General features: G+C 69.3%; 2 protein-coding genes. Both read left to right on the forward strand.

Features of this window, described 5'->3' with window-relative positions; all coding sequences use genetic code 11:
- Positions 1-20,793, forward strand: coding sequence for an SDR family NAD(P)-dependent oxidoreductase (locus ACFWF2_RS24340; RefSeq protein ID WP_379309754.1), 20,793 nt, complete (start codon positions 1-3; stop codon positions 20,791-20,793).
- Positions 20,793-25,610 (forward strand): type I polyketide synthase, encoded by a 4,818-nt coding sequence (locus tag ACFWF2_RS24345; RefSeq protein ID WP_379309755.1) that lies wholly within the window; start codon positions 20,793-20,795, stop codon positions 25,608-25,610. The genes ACFWF2_RS24340 and ACFWF2_RS24345 overlap by 1 nt, the downstream gene beginning before the upstream one ends.

Below are 25,610 nucleotides of genomic sequence, written 5' to 3' on the forward strand. Positions count from 1 at the left end.
TTGGCGGACGAAGCGAAGCTTGTCGAATACCTCCGCCGGATGACGGCGGACCTGCGGCAGGCCAATCGCCGTATTCACGACATGGAAGCGAGCGAGCACGAGCCCATCGCGATCGTCGGCATGTCCTGCCGCTTCCCCGGTGGTGCGGACTCCCCTGAGCGACTGTGGGAGCTGGCGGTCCGCGGCACAGACGCGGTCACCGAGTTCCCCACCGACCGCGGCTGGGACGTGGCGACCCTGTTCGACCCGGACTCCGGCCGCCCGGGCACCTCCTCCACGAATCGCGGTGCGTTCCTCCACGACGCCGGTGATTTCGACCCAGCGCTGTTCGGGATCTCGCCGCGTGAGGCCTTGGCGATGGATCCGCAGCAGCGGTTGTTGCTCGAGCTGTCGTGGGAGGTTTTCGAACGAGCTGGCTTGGACCCGATGTCGTTGCGCGGCAGCAAGACTGGTGTCTTCGCCGGGCTGATGTACCACGATTACGCGTCACGGACGGTACTCCCCGCCGAACTCGAAGGTCATTTCGCGACCGCTGTCGCCGGCAGTGTGGCGTCGGGACGGGTGTCCTACACGTTCGGGCTGGAAGGGCCCGCGGTGACTGTCGATACGGCGTGTTCCTCGTCGCTCGTGGCCATGCATCTCGCGATGCGTTCACTGCGGTCGGGGGAGTGTTCGATGGCGCTCGCCGGCGGCGTCACCGTGATGGCGACACCCGCGGCATTCGTCACCATGTCCCGGCAGGGCGGCGGCGCTGCCGACGGCCGGTGCAAATCGTTCTCCTCGGCCGCCGACGGCACCGGATGGGGTGAGGGAGCGGGCCTGCTGCTGTTGGAGCGGCTCTCCGATGCCCAGCGCAATGGTCACCAGGTGCTGGCAGTCGTCCGAGGTTCGGCGGTGAATCAGGACGGCGCATCCAATGGCTTGACGGCGCCGAACGGCCCGGCTCAGCAGCGGGTCGTTCGCCAGGCGCTGGAGAACGCGGGTTTGACAACCGCCGATGTGGATGTGGTCGAGGCGCACGGCACCGGCACCGTGCTGGGCGACCCGATCGAGGCACAGGCATTGCTGGCCACCTACGGTCGAGATCGGCCGGCCGACCGGCCGCTGTTGCTCGGCTCGATCAAGTCGAATATCGCGCATACGCAGGCCGCGTCGGGTGTCGCCGGCGTGATCAAGATGGTCGAGGCGATGCGGCACGGGATCGTGCCGGCGACACTGCACGCGGACGAGCCGAGTCCGAAGGTGGATTGGTCATCGGGGGCGGTCGAGCTCGTCACCGGGGTATGCCCATGGCCGGAAGCGGGTCGTCCGCGCCGTGCCGCGGTGTCGTCGTTCGGGGTGTCCGGGACCAATGCCCACGTCATCCTGGAACAGGCGCCGGCACCGGAATCCGATCGCCGCGCCACCGAGGATCTGCCCGCTGACACACCCCATGTATGGGTCCTGTCGTCCCGAACCGCGGCCGGTCTGCGTGCGCAGGCGGAGCGGCTGCGTGAATACATCAGTGCGAAACCCGATCTCGCGCCGGCCGATGTCGGCGCGGCATTGGTGACGGGCCGCGCGGCACTGGAACACCGTGGGGCAGTGCTCGGCTCCCACCGTGCCGAGTTCGTGCGGGGGCTCGAAGCGCTGGCGACGGGAGAGTCTTCCCCGGGTGTGGTGGTCGGCGAGGTACTCGAGGGCCGGACGGTATTCGTGTTTCCGGGTCAGGGCGCGCAATGGATGGGGATGGGCCGCGACCTGCTTGACACTGATGCCGTCTTCACCGCCCGGATGCGTGAGTGCGCGGTGGCGATGGATGCAGCGACCGACTGGTCGTTGCTGGACGTTGTCGCGGGACAGCATGACAACCTGCTGGACCGTGTCGATGTCGTCCAGCCGGTGTCGTTCGCGATCATGGTGTCGCTGGCGGCGGTGTGGGAGGCAGGCGGTGTCACACCACACATGGTGGTCGGGCATTCGCAGGGCGAGATCGCCGCTGCCTGTGTGGCGGGCGCACTGAGTCTCGAGGACGCGGTCGACGTCGTCGTCCGGCGCAGCCGGCTCATCGCTCATCGGCTCGCGGGCCACGGCGGGATGGTGTCGGTGGCGTTGCCCGCCGGCGAGGTGGGCGAGCTGATCGCGCACCTCGCGGACCAGGTGTCCATCGCCGCCGTGAACGGCCCGACGGCCACGGTGATTTCGGGAGACCGCCTTGCTCTCGACGACATCGTGTCCCACTGCCGTGATCGCGGGGTGCGCGTCCGGGTCATCGACGTGGACTACGCGTCGCATTCGGCTCAGGTCGACTCCATCTCCGCGGAGTTGCTGGACGCGCTCGCCGGTGTCGCGCCACAGCCGGGCCGGATCCCGCTGTACTCGACCGTGCGCGGCCGGGTGATCGATGGCGTGGACCTGGACGCTGCGTACTGGGTGGCGAATCTTCGTGAGCCGGTGCGACTCCAGCCGGCGATCGAGGCCCTCCTGGCCACCGCGCACCGGACCTTCATCGAGGTCAGTACGCACCCGGTCCTGGTGCCCGCCATCGAGCAGATGATCGATGTGGCCGAGACGACCGCGGTGGCGCTGGGGACGCTGCGGCGCGACGAAGATGGTCCCCGGCGGCTGCTGGAGTCGTTGGGACAGGCCTGGGCCTCGGGATCGGCGGTGGACTGGCTGCCGAGTTTCGACAAGCGCCCTGGGGCGCGCGTCGACCTGCCGACCTACGCGTTCGAGCATCAGCGGTTCTGGCTCGAAATGGCGGCGGGCGCGGGTGACGTCGCATCGGCCGGCCTCCGCTCGGCGGAGCATCCGATGCTGGGCGCAGCGGTGGTGCTGGCCGATTCGGGGGGACTGCTGTTCACCGGTCGGCTGTCGGTGGCGACGCAGCCGTGGCTCGCGGACCACGCCGTGGCCGGCAGCATCCTGGTTCCGGGAACCGGACTGGTCGAACTGGCATGGCGCGCGGGTGACCAGCTCGGCTGCGGCGAGATCGAGGAGCTCACCCTCGAAGCGCCGCTGATCATCCCGAGGGACGGCGGCGTCGCGGTGCAACTGGAGGTCGCCGCGGCGGATTCCGCTGGACGGCGCGAGTTCTCGGTTCACTCGCAGCCGCCGCACGGTGACGACGAGTCCTGGGTGCGGAACGCGACAGGGGTCATGGGGGCGGGGGGACGAGGTGTCCACCCGGCCGAATTGACTGAATGGCCGCCCGCGGGCGCGGTGCAGGTCGACGTCTCGGACCTGTACGAGCGCACGGCCGCAGCGGGTTTCGAATACGGCACCGCGTTTCAGGGATTGCGCGCGGCGTGGCTACGGGAAGCAGAGGTGTTCGCCGAGGTCACGCTGCCCGAACAGGTCGCCGCGGATGCCGATCGGTTCGGCATGCATCCGGCGCTCCTGGACGCGGCGCTGCACGCGTCCTCGCTCCTGCCCGGCTGGGCCTCCGCGACCGAGGGCAGACTCCCGTTCTCCTGGCGGTCGGTGACGCTGCTGGCGACCGGCGCGACGACACTCCGGGTACGCCTGGGGGCACTCGGCGCGGACGCGATCTCGGTCCTGGCGTGTGACGGTGCAGGGAAACCGGTGGTGATCGCCGAGTCGCTCGCGGTTCGCGCGATCGGTGCCGCGGGTCTGTCCGATCGGGGCACGTCCGCCTCGCTGTACCGGCTCGGATGGCAGGCCATCGGAACCGTGCCGGAAGCATTGCCGAAAGCACCGGTAATTCTCGGCGACAGCGGTGTGGAGCATGCCGGACATCTCGCGTTTCCGGACCTGACCGAGCTGGCGGCGGCGATCGAGGACGGGCGCGAGGTGCCCGATGTGGTCATCGCTTCCGTACCGGAAGCCAGTGGCGACGACCTGGTCGACGATGTGCACCGGGTGGCGTACGCCGCGCTGGAACTGTTGCGGGCCTGGCTGACCGATACCCGTTTCGCCGAGTCAGTTCTCCTCCTCGTGACCAACGGCGCGGTCGCGGTCACCGCGGCGGAGAGCCCAACCCGGTTGGCTCACGCCGCGGTCTGGGGCCTGGTGCGGTCCGCGCAGTCCGAACATCCTGACCGGATCGCATTGCTGGATGCCGACAGTGATCCCGCTTCCTGGAGCAGGTGGGCGGGGGCCGCCGTCGCGCAATCGCAGGCGGCGGTGCGCGGTGACACCATGTGGCTTCCGCGACTCGAGCGCGTACCTGGCGAGATGACCGCGGACAGAGCCGATTTCGGATCCGGAACGGTGCTGGTCACCGGCGCGAGCGGTACGCTCGGCGGGCTCGTCGCCCGGCATCTGGTTGCCGAATACGGGGTGCGTCACCTGCTACTGGCCAGCCGTAGCGGTGCGACGGCTGACCTGTCTGCCGAACTCGTCGATCTCGGCGCGCGGGTGACATCGGTCGCCTGCGATGTGGCCGACCGTGCGGCGGTCGCCGCCATGGTGGCTGCGATTCCCGCGGAGCATCCGCTGACAGCGGTGGTGCATGCTGCCGGCGTCATCGACGACGGCACGCTCACGTCCCTCACACCCGATCGGATCGACCGGGTGTTCCGGCCCAAAGTGGACGCCGCCCTCGCGTTGCACGAGGCTACCCGCGACCATCCGATCTCGGCCTTCGTCATGTTCTCCTCCGCCGCCGGAATTCTCGGCAGCCCCGGCCAGGCGAATTACGCGGCGTCGAACGCGGTCCTGGACGCGTTGGCGCAATGGCGGCGTGGAGCGGGCCTGCCCGCACGCACACTGGCATGGGGCATGTGGGCGCAGTCGAGCGGGATGACGGATCAGCTGGCGGACGCCGATCGGGAGCGTGGCGAGCGCAGCGGCGTGGTGCCGCTGTCGACCGCCGAGGGACTGTCTCTCTTCGACGCCGCTGTCGCGGGTGCGGACGCCGTCGTGGTGCCTCTCGGTCTGGACTTGTCGCGGCTGCGTGCCAGGGCCGCCGGATCCGGCTGGGTACCGCCGGTCCTGCGCGGGCTGGTGCGAACCGTGGTGCGGCGTAGTGTGGCCGCGGGCTCAGGCACCGCCGCTGATCGTCTGGCCGGATTGCCGGAGCGGGAGCGTGCCAAGGCACTGCTGGACGTCGTCAGTGCGCAGGTCGCCGTCGTCCTCGGCTACACCTCCGCTCGGGTACTCGAACCGCGCCGCACGTTCCTCGAGCTGGGCTTCGACTCGCTGACCGCGATCGAGCTACGTAACCGGCTCAATGCCGCGACGGGGCTTCGGTTGCCCGCGACGCTCATCTTCGACTACCCCAACACCGAAACGCTGGTCGCGTATCTGCTGGCCGAGCTGGCCGGAGTCGACGAGAGCGCGACGTCGCGGTCGTCGGCCGTGTCGGCGGACCTCGACGACCCCATCGTGATCGTCGCGGTCGCCTGCCGGTACCCGGGCGGCATCAGTGACGCCGAGGGGCTCTGGCGAGTTGTCGCCGAAGGCGCCGATGTGATCTCGGACTTCCCCACCGACCGGGGCTGGGATCTGGAAGCGCTGTTCGATACCGACTCCGGTCGCTCCGATACCAGCTACGTCCGCGCGGGCGGGTTCCTGTACGACGTCGCGGATTTCGATGCCGACGTCTTCGGGATCTCTCCCCGTGAGGCGCTGGCGATGGACCCACAGCAGCGCTTGCTGCTCGAGACGTCCTGGGAGTTGTTCGAACGGGCCGGGATCGATCCATTGTCGTTGCGGGGCAGTCGGACCGGAGTATTCGCCGGCGTCATGAATCACGACTACGCGCTCGGACTCACCGATGTTTCGGAGGATCTGGTCGGCTACATCGGCATGGGCACCTCCGGTGGCGTGGCGACCGGACGCATCGCCTATACCTTCGGCCTGGAAGGGCCCGCGGTCACGGTGGATACGGCGTGTTCGTCCTCCCTGGTCGCACTGCACCTGGCGGTGCAGGCGCTGCGCAGCGGGGACTGCGTACTCGCGGTGGCGGGTGGAGTCGCGACGATGTCGACCCCGACATCGTTCATCGAGTTCAGCAGGCAGCGGGGCCTGGCACCGGACGGCCGATGCAAGTCGTTCGCGGCCGCCGCCGATGGTGCGAGCTGGTCCGAAGGTGTGGGACTCGTTCTGGTGGAGCGCCTTTCGGATGCGCGCCGCAACGGCCATCCCGTCCTGGCGGTGGTGCGAGGTTCCGCGATCAATCAGGACGGCGCGTCGAACGGGCTCAGCGCGCCCAACGGTCCGGCGCAACAGCGGGTGATCCGTCATGCGCTGCAGACGGCGGGGCTCGACACCGCGGATGTCGACGTGGTGGAAGCACACGGTACCGGCACGGTGCTCGGTGATCCGATCGAGGCGCAGGCCCTGATCGCCACCTACGGGCAGGGCAGGGATACCGAGCGTCCGCTGCTCCTCGGATCGATCAAGTCGAATATCGGGCATACCCAGGCAGCCGCCGGGGTGGCCGGCATCATCAAGATGATCGAGGCGATACGCCACGGGGTGGTGCCCGAGACGCTGCACATCGATGCGCCCAGCCCGCACGTCGACTGGTCGGCGGGCGCGGTCAGCCTGGTGACAACGGCCATGCCGTGGCCGGACACCGATCATCCGAGGCGGGCCGGTGTGTCCTCCTTCGGTGTGACCGGAACCAACGCGCACGTCATCATCGAACAGCCACCACTGGACATCGCGCCGAGCTCCGCCGATCCGATCGACGCGCTGCTTCCGTTCGTCTTGTCGGGTAGGACCCCGGAGGCGCTGTCGGCGCAATCCGCCAGACTCGCCGCCTATCTCGCCGACGCCGACGAGGTCGCGCTGTCCGATGTGGCATGGACCCTGCTGCGTGGCCGCGCGGCCCTCGAGCAGCGTGCGGTTGTGCTGGCACGCGACACGGCGGAACTGTCGCGCGGTCTCGCCGCGATCGTGGACGGCGAACCCGGGGTTGTCGTGGGATCCGCACACAGCCGAACGGTGCTGGGAATCCTGTTCAGCGGACAGGGTTCGCAGCGTGCGGGCATGGGCTGGGATCTCTACCAGGTATTTCCGGTATTCGCCGCCGCGTTCGACGAGGCGTGCGAACATCTCGACCCGTTGCTCGGCACCTCGCTGCGCGACATCGTGTTCGACACCGAGCATCCGGAGGTACTGAACCGCACGGAGTTCGCGCAACCAGGCTTGTTCGCGATCGGGTACGCGCTGTTCCGCCTCGTCGAATCACTCGGTCTCGCACCGGATATCGTGATGGGCCATTCCGTCGGTGAGATCACCGCGGTCTGCGTCGCCGGGGCGCTGTCCGTCGCGGACGCGAGTCGGCTGGTGGTCGCGCGTGGCCGTTTGATGCAGGTGCTGCCCGCGGGCGGCGTGATGGCGGCGATTCACGCGACCGAAGCCGAGGTCGTCCCGCTGCTGTCCGGGTCGATAGCGGTCGCTGCGGTGAACGGTCCAGCGGCACTGGTTGTTTCGGGCAGCGACCCGGAAGTCGGGGAGATCGTCGCCCACTTCGCCGCGCTCGGGCGCAAGACACGCCTACTGCGGGTTTCGCACGCGTTCCACTCGCCGCTGATGGATCCCATGCTGGCGGAGTTCGCCGCGGTGTGTGCCGAGGTCGAGTTCTCCACCGCGACAGTGCCGGTGATCTCGAATGTGACCGGCGAATCGATGTCGATCGACGAATTCGGCGTGCCCGCGTACTGGGTGCGGCACGCGCGGCAGGCCGTTCGCTTCGCGGACGGCCTGGACTCGCTGGTGCGGGCGAATGTCACCGGGTTGCTCGAACTCGGGCCAGACGGCACGCTGACCGCGCTGGCACAAGCGGTCGTGCCCTCCGACATCTGCGTGGTACCGGCCATGCGCCCGGGGCATTCCGAGGCCGAGTCGCTCCTCGATGCGTTGGCGCACTTGCAGACCAGGGGATTTCCGGCCGACCTGGCGGCGATCCTGCCGGGCGATCCGCGCCGGCGTGCCGACCTGCCCACCTATGGGTTCCAGCGACGCCGGTACTGGCCGAACCGGTCCCGGACCGCCGTGGGAATGACGAGCACCGGCCATCCTGTGCTCGGTGCGGTCGTCACCCTCGCCGACCCCGATGGACTCCTCATGACCGGCAGCCTCGATCCGGACGTGCTGACCTGGGTCGCCGAGCACCGGGTATTCGACGCCTCGTTCGTGCCGGGATCGCTGTTCGTCGAGCTGGCATTCCAGGCGGCGGATCAGGTCGGCGCCGACTACCTGGCGGAGCTGACCATCCAGGCACCGCTGGCACTGGCCGCCGCCGGTGGCGTGGAACTGCAGGTCATGGCGGGTCCCTCGGACTCCGACGGCCGTCGCTCGGTCACGATCCATTCCCGTGCCGCCGCGGATTCGCCATGGGTACAGCATGTTTCCGGGGTTCTCGCCGAGGGCGCGACCGAGTCCGGCTTCGTCGAGGAGGTGTGGCCGCCCAGCGGGGCCACCGTCGTCGACATCACCGACTTCTACGATCGCGTCGCCGACCTCGGGCTCGAATACGGTCCGGCGTTCCAGGGTCTGCGTGCGGTGTGGCAGCGCGGCTCCGAGCTGTTCGCGGAGGTCATGCTGTCCGCGGATCGAGTCTCCGATCTCGATCGCTACGCGCTGCATCCGGTCCTGCTCGACGCGACGTTGCACGCGCTGGGCCTCATGCCCGGCGACGGCGCCCTTGGCTTGCCGTTCTCGTGGCGTGATGTGCGACTGCACACCGGATACACGGACCTGCTACGCGTCCGATTGTCGCCCGCCGGCGACGGTGTGGCGGTCGACGCTGTCGATCAGGCCGGAAGTCCGGTCGTCTCCATCGGTGGACTCGTCACGCGACCGTTCGCCAGCGGCCTGCCCGCCATCGTTCGTGACGCACTGTTTCATGTCGAATGGATCGCCACGAACCTGTCGGTCCGAGCGGCCGACGACAGCTCCGCATGGGCGAGCGTCGGCGACGCACCGGAACTCCCGGGCCGCCGTTACGCCGACCGGGCGGCACTGATCGCCGCGATCGATGCCGGTGCGCCGGTGCCCGATCTGGTCGTGCTGTCCTACCTGCCCGATTCCTCGGATGCCGATGTCGCGGTGGCGGCGCGCGCGCAGACGGCACGCGCCCTCGACGACCTGCAGTCAGTACTGGCCGATGACCGATTCGCCGCGACAAGGATCGCCTTCCTCACGCGCGGCGCGGCAGGGGACCACGACACGGTGGACCTCCGCAACGCCGCGGTATGGGGTCTCGTCCGTGCGGCCAGGGCCGAGTACCCCGGTCGGCTGCTGCTTGTCGATGTCGACGAGCAGAGCGAGTCCGCGTTGCCCGCTGCGCTGGCACAGCAGGAGGAACCGGAACTGTCCCTGTCGGGGGGTGCGATCCGGGTCCCGCGGTTGCGGCGCGCCGAGGTTCCGGCCGCCGCACCGGCGGACTGGAACCCGAATGGCAGCGTGCTCCTGACCGGTGCCACCGGTGCCCTCGGTACCGAAATCGCCAGGCACCTGGTGGTCGAGCACGGAGTACGCCACCTGATTCTGGTGAGCCGTCGCGGCGTTTCCGAGGACGCGATCGCAGAACTGGCCGAGCTCGGAGCCGAAGTGGTCGCCGCGCCCTGCGACGTCACCGACCGCGACTCGCTGGCCGCACTGATCGCCCGTATTCCGGCCGACCGCCCGCTTGTCGCGGTCGTGCACGCCGCAGGCGTGCTCGACGACGGCGTGGTGGCCGCGCTCACCCCGGAACGGTTGCACGCGGTGATGCGCCCGAAAGTCGATGCCGCGCTGCATCTGCACGACCTCACCGTCTCGCTCGACCTGGACGCGTTCGTGTTGTTCTCCTCGGCGGCAGGCACTTTCGGTGGGGCGGGGCAAGCGAACTACGCCGCTGCCAACGCGTTCCTGAACGCCTTCGCCAGCTGGCGGAGGGCACAGGGTCTGCCCGCGTCCGCGCTGGGCTGGGGTCCCTGGGAGGGTGACGCGGGAATGGCGGCGACGCTGGACGAAACCCAGATCCGCCGGTCGAGGCAGGCGGGCGTTCAGCCGATCTCGGCGGCACTGGGCACGACTCTGTTCGACCTGGCGATGCGGACCGGCGACCCGGCTCCACTACCGGTCAGGCTGGATTTCACGGCTCTGCGGTCGGATTCATCACCCCTGCTACGGTCCCTGATCGGCGCTGGATCCCGGCGCGGGTCCCGGCGTTCCCGGCTGGTGCTCGCGGGCGCGAGCCCGGATGAGCAGCGGCGCAGGGTCGTTGACCTGATCCGAACCCAGGTTGCGGCGGTACTGGGACACGAGGGTGCCGGTGCGATCGACCCGAACCGTCCTTTCGCCGATCTCGGCTTCGATTCGCTCACCGCGGTCGAACTTCGTAACCGGCTCGGCGCGGTGACCGACCTTCGCCTGCCGCCCACCATGGTTTTCGACCATCCCACACCGAACGCGCTCGCCGAGTTCGTTCTCGACACCTTGCTCGACCGGAGCTCCGATCTCGCACCGCTTCGCGCGACCGCGACGCCGGTGGACGAGCCGATCGCCATTGTGGCGATGAGCTGCCGCTATCCCGGTGGAGTGCGGTCGCCGGAGGACCTGTGGGACCTGCTTGCCGCCGAGCGTGACGCCATCTCCGATTTCCCGGTCGACCGCGGCTGGGATACCGAGGCTCTGTACGACCCCACCGGCGCACGACCCAACACCAGCTACACGTGCGAGGGCGGGTTTCTCGACGACGTGGCCGATTTCGATCCGGCGCTCTTCGGTATCTCCCCACGCGAAGCGATCGCGATGGATCCGCAGCAGCGGCTGCTGCTCGAAACCACCTGGGAGGCTTTCGAACGGGGTGGAATCGACCCGGTATCACTGCGTGGCAGCAGCACCGGAGTCTTCGCGGGCGTGATGTACGGGGACTACGCGAGTCTGTTCCAGGAGGGAGCCGACGAGCTGTCCGGGCACGCGGGCGCCGGCACCGCCGCCAGCGTGGTGTCGGGGCGGGTCGCCTACACGTTCGGGTTGGAAGGCCCAGCGGTGACCATCGATACAGCGTGCTCATCGTCGCTGGTCGCGGTACATCTGGCGGCGCAGGCGCTGCGGAACGGTGAATGCTCGCTCGCTCTCGCCGGTGGTGTCACCGTGATGTCGACCCCGGTGTCGTTCATCGGATTCAGCAGACAGCGGGGGCTGGCTCCCGACGGCCGGTGCAAGTCGTTCGCGGACAGCGCGGATGGCACCAGCTGGTCGGAGGGCGTAGGACTGCTTCTGCTGGAACGGCTTTCGGACGCGCGACGCAACGGACATCCGGTGCTCGCCGTGGTGCGGGGCACCGCCGTGAACTCCGACGGCGCGTCCAACGGACTGACCGCGCCGAATGGGCCCGCACAGCAGCGCGTCATCCAGCAGGCGCTGGCCAACGCGGGGTTGTCCGCCGCGGACGTGGACGCGGTGGAGGCGCACGGGACCGGAACGACGCTGGGCGATCCGATCGAGGCTCAGGCATTGCTGGCCACCTACGGCAGGGAGCGCACCCGGCCACTGGCGCTGGGATCGATCAAGTCGAACATCGGTCACACCCAGGCCGCCGCCGGCGTTGCCGGAATCATCAAGATGGTCCAGGCGATGCGCAACGCGACGCTGCCCGCGACGCTGCACGTGGATGAACCGACGTCACACGTCGACTGGGCCTCGGGCGCGGTGGAACTGGTGACAGAGGCCCGCGCGTGGCCCGAGGAAGGACGGCCGCGCCGAGCCGGAGTGTCGTCGTTCGGGTTCAGCGGGACCAACGCACATGTCGTGCTGGAGCAGGGGCCCCGGACCGACCCAGGGACTTCCGCCGACTTGCCGAGAACGCCACTGCTGCTCGCCGGCAAGACGTCCGCGGCACTGCGAGCGCAGGCCCTGCGGATCCTGTCGTTGATCGAGTCCGATCGAGACGTGGCCGTGACCGATCTGGCGTGGTCACTGGCCACCGGCCGCGCGGCGCTCGACCACCGGGCCGTGGTGGCGGGACGGGACCGGGACGACCTGATCGGGGGGTTGCGGCGAGTGGCGACCGGCGAGACAACGGCGATCGTGCCGGAAGGTCGCTCGGCTGTGTTGTTCTCGGGTCAGGGTTCGCAGCGGGTGGGGATGGGTCGTGAGTTGTATGCGGCGTTTCCGGTGTTCGCGTCGGTGTTCGACGAGGTGTGCGCGGTGGTGGATCCGTTGTTGGGCCGGTCGTTGCGAGACATTGTTTTCGAGGGTGACGAGGGGGTTTTGGGGCGGACCGAGTTCGCGCAGCCGGCGTTGTTCGCGGTCGAGTCGGCGTTGTTCGGGTTGGTCGAGTCTTTGGGTGTGGTACCGGATTTCGTGATGGGTCATTCGGTGGGTGAAATCACCGCGGCGTGTGTGGCGGGTGTGTTCTCGGTGGGGGATGCGGCGCGGTTGGTGGTGGCGCGGGGTCGGTTGATGCAGGGGTTGCCGTCGGGTGGGGTGATGGTGGCGGTGCAGGCCTCGGAGCCCGAGGTATTGGCGGTGTTGTCGGAGGGTGTGGGTATCGCGGCGGTGAATGGTCCGGAGTCGGTGGTGGTTTCGGGTGTGGGTGGTGCGGTGGAGTCGGTGGTGGAGCATTTCCGGGGTTTGGGTCGTCGGGTGTCGCGGTTGCGGGTGTCGCATGCGTTTCATTCGGTGTTGATGGAGCCGATGCTCGAGGAGTTCGCCGAGGTTTGCGCGGGGGTCGAGTTCGGTGCTCCCCGTTTCGGGTTGGTGTCGAATGTGACTGGTGGGTTGGTGTCGGGGGAGGTGTGCGAGCCGGGGTATTGGGTGCGGCAGGTGCGGGAGACGGTGCGTTTCGGTGATGGTGCCGCGGCGCTTGTGGGTGAGGGGGTCACGGCGTTTCTGGAGCTGGGGCCGGGCGGAACGCTGACCGCCCTCGTCCACGAGAACGCGGGTGAGGTGCTCGCCGTGGCGGCGCTGCGATCGGATCGTCCGGAGCTCGACACCTTGTACTCGGCGCTCGGCCGACTGCACACACACGGCGTGCGCGTGGCGTGGACCGAGCATTTCCCAGCCGGGCACCGGAGACGTGTGGATCTGCCGACCTACCCGTTCCAGCATCGTCGTTACTGGCCGTCGCAGGCGCCGTTGCCTGCGGGCGGATCTGCTACGGGTGGCCATCCACTGCTCGGTACGGCAGTCTCTCTCGCCGAACCCGACACGCTCATCATGTCGGGTCGGTGGGCACGCAGGACGCATGCCTGGCTGGCCGATCACGAAGTCTCCGGTACCGCGGTCGTGCCGGGTGCCGTGCAGGTCGAATTGGCGCTGGCCGCGGGTGCTCGAATCGGCTGCCCGCAGGTCGCCGAATTGACGATGGCGGCCCCGATGCTCCTTCCGGAGACCGGTGGTCTCGAGGTCCAGTTGGTGGTCGACCCGCCCACCGAGAGCGGGGACCGCGCTGTGAACCTCTACTCCCGCCGTGACGACGATTCGCCCTGGACCCGGCATGCCACCGGACTGCTGACTCGCGACTCCCGATCCGGGGCAACCGAGAGCGTGGTGTGGCCCCCCGCGGGCGCCATCGCCCTGCCGGTCGATGAGCTGTACGCGGGATTCGCCGCGGGCGGGCTGCACTACGGCTCATCGTTCCGTGGTGTCCGGGCAGCCTGGACCAGCGGCGGCGAGGTCTTCGCCGAGGTGGAGCTGCCCGACGAAATGTCCGACGCGGCCGGACGTTTCGCTGTGCACCCGGTACTGCTCGATGCGGCGCTGCACGGGGCAGGCGCGGCCGATCTCGGACCTGTGGGCGAGGGTACCTGGCTACCCTTCGCCTGGAACGGGGTGTCCTTGTTCGCGGTCGGCGCCGAGCGGCTGCGGGTTCGGATCACCCCGAACGGTCCGGGCGCACTGACCGTCTCCGCCGTTGATCCGGACGGACAACCCGTGTTCCGGGTGGACACGCTCACGCTTCGTCCGGTCGATCGTCGGCAGCTGAGCGCGACCGGTGATTCCCTGTTCCGGGTCGAATGGTCCCCAACGACGGCGCCGACGGCGGAGGGGCTTCGTCGTCATTCCGGATTGTCGGGGTTGTTCGACGACATCGCCGCGGGTGGCCCGATTCCGCCTCGGTTCGCCGTCGACTTCGCCTCCGCTTCCGCCGACGCCGATCTCGCCGGGGCGATCGCCGCGGCCACGGACCGCGCGCTGAGCGTGATACAGCGGTGGCTCGCCGACGATCGACTGCGTGATTCCGAACTGGTCATCGTGACCAGTGGGGCGGCGCTGGTCGGTGACGACTCCAGCATCGATCCGGCCGCGGCCGCGGTGTGGGGGTTGGTGCGCTCGGCGCAGGCCGAGCATCCAGGCCGATTCCGGCTGATCGACAGCCGAGATGATCTCGTCGTGGTACCGGACACGGACGAGCCACAGTGTGCGGTGCGAGCCGGCAGTATCTATGTTCCACGACTCGTCCGAGTACCCGCGGCCGAAGCGAGCACGCTCGAGCTGGACCCGAACGGAACCGTGTTGATCACGGGTGGCACCGGCAGCCTGGGCGCGGCCGTCGCGCGGCACCTGGTGCGCGCCTACAACGTCGGCAACCTCGTGCTCATCGGCAGGCGTGGCCCGGAGGCCCCTGGCGCGGCCGAGCTGGCGGCCGAGTTGACCTCCCTCGGCGCCGAGGTACGGGTGGCGGCATGCGACGTCACGGATCGCGACGAGCTCGCGAAGGTCGTGTCGTCGATTCCGGACGCGCACCCGCTGATCGCGGTCGTGCACACCGCCGGTGTGGTCGACGACGGTGTGGTCACCGCTCTGACTCCGGACCGGCTCGCCGCCGTGCTCGCGCCGAAGGTCATGGCCGCGGTCGATCTGCACGAGTTGACACTCGATCATGATCTCGCCGCGTTCGTGCTGTTCTCGTCCGCGGCGGGCATCGTGGGCAACCCGGGTCAGGCCAACTACGCGGCCGCCAACGCGGCTCTCGACGCGCTCGCGCATTCTCGCGTACGGCACGGCCTCTCGGCGAAATCGCTGGCCTGGGGGCTGTGGGACGGTGGAATGGCCACCCGTCTCGACGACGCGGTGCGGACCCGCCATGACCGTTCCGGAGTCGCGGCACTGACCGAGTCCGAAGGCCTCGCGCTGTTCGACCGTGCGCTCGCGCTCGACGACACGGTGCTCATGCCCGCTCGCCTCGACCTCGCGGCGATGCGTGCTCAGCCGACGGTTCCGGCGCTACTACGTCACCTTGTTCCCACGAGCAACCGGCGGGTCGCCGCCGCCGGAGACGGCGGTCGAGTACTCACCGGCCGGTTGTCCGGCCTGCGGCCGACGGAGCGGTTGGACGCACTGCTCGACCTGATTCGGGAGCACGCCGCCGCCGTCCTCGGGCACGATGGCACGCCGTCGATCGAGCGCGACGCGTCGTTCGCCGATCTCGGCTTCGACTCGCTGATCTCGGTGGAGTTCCGTAATCGGATCGGTGCGGCGACCGGTCTGCGCCTGCCCTCGACCCTGGTATTCGACTATCCGGCGGTCGCGTCCCTGGCGCTGTACCTGCAGGGCGAGCTGTTCGACCGGCCTGCCGAGGACGCGGTGCGTGCCGAATCCACGGCCGAGCCGGCCGCCGAACTCGACGAACCGATCGCCATCGTCGCGATGGCCTGTCGCTATCCGGGTGGCGTCACCTCACCCGAGGAGCTGTGGCAGCTCGTCGTGGACGGCACCGACGCGGTCGCGGTGTTCCCGGACGATCGCGGTTGGCGGGTCCCATCGAGCCAGGACATGGTTCGACACGGCGGATTCCTGTACGACGTCGCCGATTTCGATGCGGGTTTCTTCGGCATTTCGCCACGCGAGGCCCTGGCGATGGACCCTCAGCAGCGGTTGTTGCTCGAGACCACCTGGGAGACGTTCGAGCGCGCCGGAATCGATCCCGGCACGCTGAAGGGCAGTCGCACCGGGGTCTTCACCGGTGTGATGTACCACGACTACACCGGTTTGGTGCAGGACGACGACGACCTCGTCGGCTATCTCGGGACCGGCGGCTCGGCGAGCGTGGCATCGGGTCGAATCGCGTACACGTTCGGTCTCGAAGGGCCCGCGGTCACGGTGGACACGGCGTGTTCGTCCTCGCTGGTCGCGCTGCATCTCGCCGCGCAGGCATTGCGGTCCGGAGAATGCACGATGGCACTGGCCGGCGGTGTGACGGTCATGGCGACGCCAGGCCCGTTCGCGGAATTCTCGCGCCAGAGCGGTCTCGCCGCCGACGGCCGATGCAAGGCGTTCGCGGCGAGTGCCGATGGAACCGGATGGTCCGAGGGTGTCGGGGTGCTGCTCGTGGAGCGACTGGCTGATGCCCGTCGCCAAGGTCACCCCGTGCTGGCCGTGGTCCGTGGCTCGGCGACCAACCAGGACGGAGCCTCGAACGGGCTCACCGCGCCGAACGGTCCGGCGCAGCAACGCGTCATCCGTCAGGCACTGGCCAACGCGGGGCTGTCCACCGCCGACGTGGACCTGGTCGAGGCGCACGGAACCGGCACAACGCTGGGCGATCCCATCGAGGCGCAAGCACTGCTGGCCACCTACGGCAGTGCCCGGCCGAACGATCGGCCGCTCCAGCTGGGTTCCCTGAAGTCGAACATCGGTCACACCCAGGCGGCCGCCGGTGTCGCCGGCGTGATCAAGGTGGTGCAGGCGATGCGACACGGCGTCATGCCGCGCACGCTGCACGTCGACCAGCCGACACCGCATGTCGACTGGTCGACGGGCGCGGTGGAGCTGCTCACCGAGGCCAAGACGTGGCCGGAATCGAGTCGCCCGCGTCGGGCCGCGGTGTCGTCCTTCGGTTTCAGCGGCACCAACGCGCATGTGATCCTGGAGCAGGTGGCTGCGACTCCGGTCGCCGAGCCCGAGGTCTTCGAGCCCGATGCCTCGCGGTCGGCCGTCGCCTTGCCGGTATCCGCGCGATCGCCCGAATCGCTTCGCGCACAGGCGGATCGACTCTCGGCGCTGCTTCGAGACGATGCCTCGGTCGGTCCGGCCGATCTGGCGCGCGCCGTGGCCACCACCAGGGCCGTGTTCGACCACCGGGCTGTCGTCGTCGGGGAGACTCGTGCCGAGATAGCCTCCGGACTGTCGGACCTGGCGTCCGGTGATTCCGCGCCGGGACTCATCCGCGGCGGTGGGCGGGCTCGCGACGGCAAGACCGTCTTCGTCTTCCCCGGCCAAGGGTCACAGTGGGCCGGGATGGGGCGGGAACTGCTGGAGCGTTCACCGGTCTTCGCGGCGCGCATGGCCGAATGCGCCGCGGCGATGGATCCGGTCTCCGGTTGGTCGCTGCTCGATGTGGTGCGCGGCGCCGACGGCGCGCCGCCGCTGGAACGCACCGACATTCTGCAGCCGGTGTGGTTCGCGATCCTCGTCTCACTCGCGGAGGTATGGCGAGCACACGCGGTCGAGCCCGACGTGGTCGTCGGACATTCGCAGGGCGAGCTCGCCGCGGCGTGTTTCGCGGGGGCACTGAGTCTCTCCGACGCCGCTCGAATCGCCGTGCTGCGCAGCAAGCTGATCGCGGACCGGTTGTCCGGCCACAGCGGCATGGTCTCGGTCGCGCTGTCGGTCGACGAGACGCGGCGCCTGCTCGACGCCATCGGGTCCGGGCTGGATATCGGTGGGGTGAACGGTCCAGAGCTGACCTCGGTCTCCGGTGGCAACGCCGAGCTCGACGAATTGATCGAAGCCTGCGCGGAGCGGGGGATCCGGACTCGCCGGATCGGTATCGACTACGCGTCGCACTCCCGCCATGTCGAGCCGCTGGCGGCCGAACTGGCCGAGCTGCTCACGGGGATTTCGGCCAGGCCGAGCACGATCACGGTGTTCTCCACGGTGACAGGTGGGGTCATCGACGGTTCGGAGCTCGGTGCCGACTATTGGTATCGGAACCTCCGGCAGACGGTGTTGTTCGAGCCGGTGCTGCGGACGCTCGTCGATGCCGAGTTCCGGTTCTTCGTCGAGATCAGCCCGCACCCACTGTTGATCGCGGGCATCGACCAGCTCGACGCGGATCTGGTCACGGTCGGAACCCTGCGCCGTGACGACGGTGGGATGCGCAGACTGCTGACCTCACTCGCGGAGCTGCAGGTCGGTGGCAGGCCGGTCGACTGGCGGGCGGCCCTGCCCGCGGCGACCCGCTCGGTGTCACTACCGACGTACGCGTTCCAGCGCAGCAGGTATTGGCCACAGGGCGGGCCGAAACTCACCGACGCCGCGGGTTACGGCGTCAGCGCGACAGCCCACCCGGTGCTCTCCGCCGCGGTGTCCCTGCCGGATTCCGGTGCGGTGTTGTTCACCGGTCGCCTGTCGCTCGATGGTCAGCCGTGGCTGCGGGATCACCGGGTAGGGGGTCTGGTGGTGGTCCCCGGTGCCGTGTTCGTCGAATTCGTCGTGCGTGCCGCGGATCAGGTCGGTTGTGACCTGCTGGAGGAACTGATGCTGGAAGCTCCGCTGGTGCTGACCGTCGCGGTTCAGCTCCGGGTATCCGTCGGCGAGGCGGCGGATACCGGTCGCCGCGTGATCACCGTGCACTCCCGGCCGGAAGAGGCCGGCGCCGACGAGCCGTGGACTCGGCACGTCACCGCTACGGCGCGGTCAGGGGGCGACGACCCCGAATCGGCGCCGACGGAGTGGCCGCCGGTCGAGGCGACGGTGCTGGATGTGCCGGAGCTGTATCGAAACCTGTCGACAGCGGGCCTGGACTACGGTCCCGCGTTCCGCGGGGTCCGGGCGGCGTGGCGGCGTGGCGGCGATCTCTTCGCCGAGGTGGCGCTGCCCGATGATCTCGCGGCGGACACGTTCATCCTGCATCCGGCGTTGCTGGATGCCGCACTGCACGGCGCGGCGCTCGGTGCGGAGCTATCGCCGACGGCGGGCGTCCATGTTCCGTTCTCGTGGAGCGGAGTATCGCTGCACGCGACCGGCGCGCGGGTACTGCGGGTGGCGATCACACGGGCGGACAATGGATTCGCGGTGCGCATGGCCGACCCGTCCGGAGCTCCGGTGGCGACCGTGGACAGCGTGACCCTGCGTCCTGTCGACACCGAGCAGCTCGCGCCGAGAGCCGCCGCGATCGATGCGATGTACCGGGTCGACTGGACCGAGACGCCGGTATCGGCCGCCGCGGGCCGGGACCGTTCCTGGCTGGTACTCGGTGACGACAGCAACGCGGTGCCCGAGGCCCTGCGGCGCGACGGCGACGAAGTGCGTTGTGTCGCAGATCTTTCCGAAGTCGACGCGACTCCGGATGTCGTGCTGGTCACGATCGGTGACGCGGCGGATCCGGTGACGGATACGCACGAGTCCGTGGCGCGGATCTCCAGGCTCGTGCACACGTGGGTGACCGATCCGCGATTCGCGCGGTCGCGGCTGGTGGTTCTCACCGAGTCCGGCAGCCTGCCGGGCGCGGCGGTTCAGGGTTTCCTCCGGTCCGCGCAGGCCGAACACCCAGGCAGGTTCACGCTCGTGGACTGGGATCGACTCACGGGCGCGACGCTGTCCGCGGCGATCCACACGGGACAGCCGCAGACCAGGATTCGCGGCGACGCGCTGCACTCGCCCCGGCTGTTGCCTGCGATATCGAGTCAGCGGGCCGAATTCGCGTGGGATCCGAGCGGTACGGTGCTCGTCACCGGCGCTACCGGTGCGCTGGGAGCCGAGGTCGCTCGGCATCTGGTCACCGTCCACGGTGTCCGGGAACTGCTTCTGACGAGCCGACGGGGCGCTGACGCACCGGGGGCCGGTGAACTGTCCGACGAACTGACCGGGCTCGGCGCATCGGTCCGAATCGCGGCATGTGACCTGTCGGACCGATCGGCCGTCAGCCGTCTACTCGATGGCGTGCGGCTCACCGGTGTCGTGCATGCGGCAGGCGTCCTGGACGACGGTGTGGTGACCGCGATGACACCGGATCGGGTCTCGAACGTCTTGCGTCCCAAGGTCGATGCGGCATGGAACCTGCACGAGCTGACCGCCGGGATGCCGCTGACCGCCTTTGTGCTGTTCTCCTCCGCGGCAGGTGTTTTCGGTACCCCGGGGCAGGCGAACTATGCCGCCGCCAACGCGTTCCTCGATGCGCTCGCGCACCGGCGGGTGGCCGCGGGACTGCCCGCGATCTCGTTGGCATGGGGCCGCTGGGATGCCGGAATGTGGGCCGGCGGTCAGGCCGGCTCGGCGAACTCGTTGTCGGTAGGCGAGGGACTGCGTCTTTTCGACGCCGCGGCCTCGATCGACGCGGCCCTGCTGGTGCCGATGCGGCTGCCCGCCATCGAGGGTCCGATCCCGCCACTGCTGCGCTCGGTCGTGCGAGGCTCGGGCAGGCGGGTAGCGGCCGGAGAGGGCGAGCAGCCGGATGCCCTGATGCACAGGTTGGCCCGGATGACGCCGGAACGCCGGCTGGCGGAGCTCGGCAGAACCGTGCGGGCCGAAGTGGCCGCGGTACTGGGCCATTCGACGTCGGACGCGGTAGATGCCGGCCAGTCGTTCCGAGATCTGGGGTTCGATTCGCTCGCCGCGGTGGATCTGCGTAACCGGATCGCGATACGCACCGGGCTCACTCTGCCCCCGACGCTCGTCTTCGACCATCCGACGTCGACGGCGCTGGCGGCGCATCTCGACCGGGAACTGGGGCTCGGCGCCGATGTCGGTACCGAACTCGGCGCTCACCTGGATCTCCTCGAAGCGCTGCTGCGGGAACAGCAGTCGGCCGGATCGGATCAATCGAAGACCCGTGTCCGCCTGCGCGCGCTCGCGGACGGGTGGGGAGACGACGTGGCCGCGTCGCCCGCGGCAGCCGATCTCACCACCGCTAGCGATGACGAGCTCTTCGACCTGCTCGACGACAACCTGGGAACAGTCTGATGGGGGACGTAATGGACGGCGAGGAGAAGCTGCGCACCTACCTGCGGCGTGCCACCACCGAATTGCTGCAGACCAAACAGCATCTCGCCGACACCGAGGCGGCGGCACGGGAGCCGATCGCGATCGTCGCGATGAGTTGCCGGTATCCGGGCGGTGTCGAATCTCCCGGCGATCTCTGGGATCTGGTCGTCGAAGGCCGTGACGCGATCAGCGGATTTCCGGCGGACCGCGGTTGGTCGGCGTTCACCGGCACGCAGGATGGCGCGGGTGGATTCATCGACGGCGCAGGCGACTTCGATCCCGAACTGTTCGGCATCTCGCCACGCGAGGCGTTGGCGATGGATCCCCAGCAGCGGTTGCTGCTGGAACTGTCGTGGGAGGCGTTCGAGCGGGCGGGGATCGACCCACTCTCGGTGCGCGGCAGCCGGACCGGTGTCTTCGCCGGTGTGATGTACCACGACTACGCGGCCGGTGCCGCCACGGTCCCGGAAGAGGTCGCCGCCTTTCTGGCCACCGGCACGTCCGGCAGTGTGGTGTCCGGCCGGGTGGCCTATAGCTTCGGGCTGGAGGGCCCCGCGGTCACCATCGACACCGCCTGCTCGTCCTCGCTCGTGAGCCTGCATCTCGCGGTGAACGCGCTACGCAACCGGGAATGCGGGCTCGCCCTCGCTGCCGGGGTGACGGTTCTCGCCACCCCGAGCGTGTTCACCGAGTTCTCGCGGCAGGACGGCATCTCCCGCGATGCGCGGTGCCGGCCGTTCGCGGCGGGCGCGAACGGCACGGTGTTCGGCGAGGGCGCCGGAGTGCTGTTGCTGGAACGGCTCTCCGACGCACTGCGCAATGAGCATCCGGTGCTGGCCGTGGTGCGCGGCAGCGCGGTCAATCAAGACGGGGCGTCGAATGGATTGACCGCACCGAACGGGCCTTCGCAACAGCGGGTCATCTGGCAGGCCCTCGACAGCGCGGGGTTGTCCGCCGCTGACGTCGACGTGGTGGAGGCACACGGTACCGGCACCACCCTGGGTGATCCGATCGAGGCCCAGGCGTTGTTGGCGACCTACGGCCGGGACCGGGCTCATCCGCTCCACCTGGGTTCGATCAAATCCAATATCGGTCACACGCAGGCGGCTGCGGGTGTCGCCGGTGTGATCAAGATGGTCGAGGCGATCCGACGCGGGGTGTTGCCGAGGACACTGCACGTGGATACGCCCACCGCACAGGTGGATTGGTCAAGCGGCGGCGTGGAGTTGCTCACGGAGTCGCGTCCGTGGCCCGAGCTGGGCAGACCCCGGCGGGCCGGAGTGTCGTCTTTCGGGGTTTCCGGCACCAACGCGCACGTGATTCTGGAGCAGGCGCAGGTGCCCGCGGTGCCTGCCGTCGATCAGGACGATGCCGTGGTGGTACCGATTCTGGTGTCCGCGCGGTCGAGGACCGCGCTGGCGGCACAGGCCACACGACTCTCGGCGTTCCTCGCGGACACGGACGCCGCGACGTCTGATGTGGCGCATTCGCTGGATGTGGCACGCGCGAATCTGCCCCATCGTGCGGTGGTGATCGGACGAGGGGTGGTGGAGCTTTGCGCGGGTCTGGCGGCGATCACCGACCACACCGGTGCGCCGAATGTTGTCACGGGTGTGTCCCGTCCCGGCCAGATAGCGTTCGTATTCCCTGGTCAGGGCTCGCAATGGGTCGGTATGGGGCGTGCCCTACTCGGTTTCTCCGAGGTTTTCGCAGCGCGCATGGCCGAGTGCGCCGCGGCGATGGATGCGGTGACCGGGTGGTCCCTGCTGGACGTGATCACCGCCGGCGACAACGCCTCCCTGGACCGGGTGGATGTCGTTCAGCCCGCGTCGTTCGCGGTGATGGTGTCGCTCGCGGCGGTGTGGGAGTCGTTCGGTGTGATCCCGCAGGCGGTGGTCGGCCACTCGCAGGGCGAGATCGCGGCGGCATACGTGGCCGGTGCCCTGTCGCTGGACGATGCCGTACGCGTGGTCGTCGGCCGCAGCCGACTGATCGCGGAGCGCCTGGCGGGCCGGGGCGGGATGGTCTCGGTCGCGCTGCCTGCCCGGCGGGTGTCGGAACTGATCGCCCGGTTCGACGGGCGGCTGTCGGTGGCGGCGATCAACGGTCCCGAGCTGACTGTGGTTTCGGGCGAGAACACCGCTTTGGACGCGCTGCTCGCCGAATGCGCCGCCGCCGAGGTACGCGCACGCAGGATCGAAGTGGACTACGCCTCGCACTCCGTGCAGGTGGACGCGGTCGCCGCGGATCTGGCACACACGCTGGCGGGGATCGCGCCGCGCCGCGGACGAATCCCGGTCTTCTCCACGGTCCGTGGTGAGTTTCTGGACGGAGCGGAGCTCGACGCGGCCTACTGGATCGAGAATCTGCGGCGGCCGGTGGAATTCGCGGCGGCGATCGAATCGCTGGTGCGCGAGGGATACCGGTTCTTCATCGAGAACAGTGCGCATCCCGTCCTGACCTTCGGTGTCGAGCAGGTCGCGGAGGCCGAAGGTGCCGACGTGGTCGCCACCGGGACATTGCGTCGTGACGACGGGGGGCCGACGCGGCTTGTCACCTCGCTGGCGCAGGTCCATGCGCACGGGGGACCCGTGCGCTGGGATCCGCTGTTCCCGAGCGGCCGGATCGTCGAGTTGCCGACCTACGCGTTCGAGCGTCGCCGGTTCTGGCTGGCGACGCAGGCGCGGGAAGACACGCTGCCACAGGAAGATCCGGTAACGGCCGACTTCTGGCGGAACATCGAAGCGCGGGATCTGGATTCCCTCGCGACGCTGCTGGACATCGAACCGGCCGGGGCCGGGGTGCCAGAGTTCGTCACCGCGCTGTCGGAGTGGCGTCGCCGTACCCGGAGCGAGGGTGTCGTCGACACGTGGCGATACCGGGAATCCTGGGTGCCGGTCCACTCGGCTGCGGCGAAACAGCGGACCGCGACGTGGCTGGTGCTGTCGCGCGCGGGAAGCGACAACGAGCCCTTCGCCCCGGTGGTGCGTGCGCTCGGCGCGAGTGGGGCGCGACTACTGACCATCGAGCTCCCCGACGGTGTGGTCGATCGACCCGCGCTGGCTGAACGCTTCCGTGCGCTCGAGCGTGTCGATGGCGTCCTGGCCTTGGTCCCCGAGGACGGTGGACGCGCGGAACTCGCCGAACCACTGGTCTTCGCGGTGACAGTCGCGCAGGCCTGGATCGATGCGCAGGTCCCCGGCCGCCTGTGGTTCTCGACCCGGTCGGCGGTCTCCACCGGAGCAACGGATGCGCCGGTATCACCGGAACAAGCACAGGTCTGGGGGCTCGGCCGGGTGCTCGCACTCGAGCACCCCCGGACCTTCGGCGGGCTCCTCGACTGCGGCGTTGAGCTCGGCGACCACGCTGTGGAGGTCGCCACCGCGCTGTTGAGCTCGTCGAGCGAGGACCAACTCGCGGTGCGCGCCCACGGTGTCGCAGGGCGTCGCCTGATCCGGGTGCCGCTGGCCGATTCGCCGCGGGTGCGCGAGTGGCGGCCCCGCGGCACGGTATTGATCACGGGCGGTACCGGAGAAGTGGGCGCCCAGGTGGCCCGATGGGCCGCGGGGGCCGGCGCCGCTCAGCTGGTTCTCACCAGTCGCCGCGGTGCCGGTGCGCCGGGTGCCGAGGAGCTCACCGCCGAGCTTCGTGCGTTGGGCGCCGCGGTGACGATCGCCGCGTGCGACGTGGCCGATCGCGAACAGCTCGCTGCCGTCCTGTCCGCCGTTCCGGCCGACGCTCCGCTCTCGGCGGTGATCCATGCCGCTGGGGTCAACCACCGCGGTCCTGTCGCGGAGCTGACGGCCGCTGAACTGGCGGCCGCGCAGGCGGCGAAGGTCCTCGGCGCCGTGCATCTGGATGAGCTGACCACGGATCTGGACGCTTTCGTGCTCTTCTCCTCTGGCGCCGCTTCCTGGGGCAGCACCGAGAACGCGGCGTACGCGGCGGCGAACGCCTACCTGGACGGACTGGCCCTGCGCCGTCGCGCCGACGGCAGACCGGCCACCTCCATCGCGTGGGGCAGCTGGACCGTCGGGATGATCGCCGGAGCGGGAGATCTGCTGGCGCGCCAGGGGATTCGAGCGATGGCGGCAGATCGGGCCATTGTCGCGATGGTGGCCGCCGTCGAGCGGGACGAGACCTGCTCGACGGTCGCGGACCTGGATTGGCGGCTCTTCGCACCGGTGTTCACGTCGGCGCGGCCGAGTCCCTTGCTGGCCGCAATCCCCGAGGCGGCGGGCGAGCTGATGGCGGGCGCCGACATGGTCGGCGCCGACTCGGTGCGCACGGCCCTGTCCGCTGAACTCGCCGAGTACGCGCCGCTGGAACGAGAACGCAGGTTGCTCGAGCTGGTGTGTGTCGAGGCCGCCGCGGTGCTCGGGCACAACGACCCGGCCGCGGTAGACCCCGAGAGCAAGCTGCTCGATCTCGGACTGGTCTCCCTCACCGCGGTCGAACTCCGGAATCGGCTCGGGGCGGCGACCGGTGCGGCATTGCCGACCACGATTGTCTTCGACCATCCGACCGCGCTCGCCTTGGCGCGATATCTGGCGTCGGAGCTGGTGCTCGAGCCGGCCACCGAGCCGCCCGCAGACCCGGAAGAAGCCGCTGTCCGGGAAGCGCTGCGCGACATCCCGGTTGCCAGGTTGCGTCAGGCGGGATTGCTGGACCTGCTGCTCGACCTCGGCGCGGGCGCGACCGAGCTGCCCGGATTCGACGACGCAAGCGAAGCCATCTTGGCGATGGACACCGACGAACTTGTGCGCATGGCCTTCGAGCGCAGCGAACACGAGTGA

The organism is Nocardia sp. NPDC060259, assembly GCF_042728775.1.
GTDB lineage: Bacteria > Actinomycetota > Actinomycetes > Mycobacteriales > Mycobacteriaceae > Nocardia.

Coding starts and splice junctions, on each gene's coding strand:
- ACFWF2_RS24345 (WP_379309755.1), top strand. CDS start 20,793: ATGGGGGACGTAATGGACGGCGAGGAGAAGCTGCGCACCTACCTGCGG.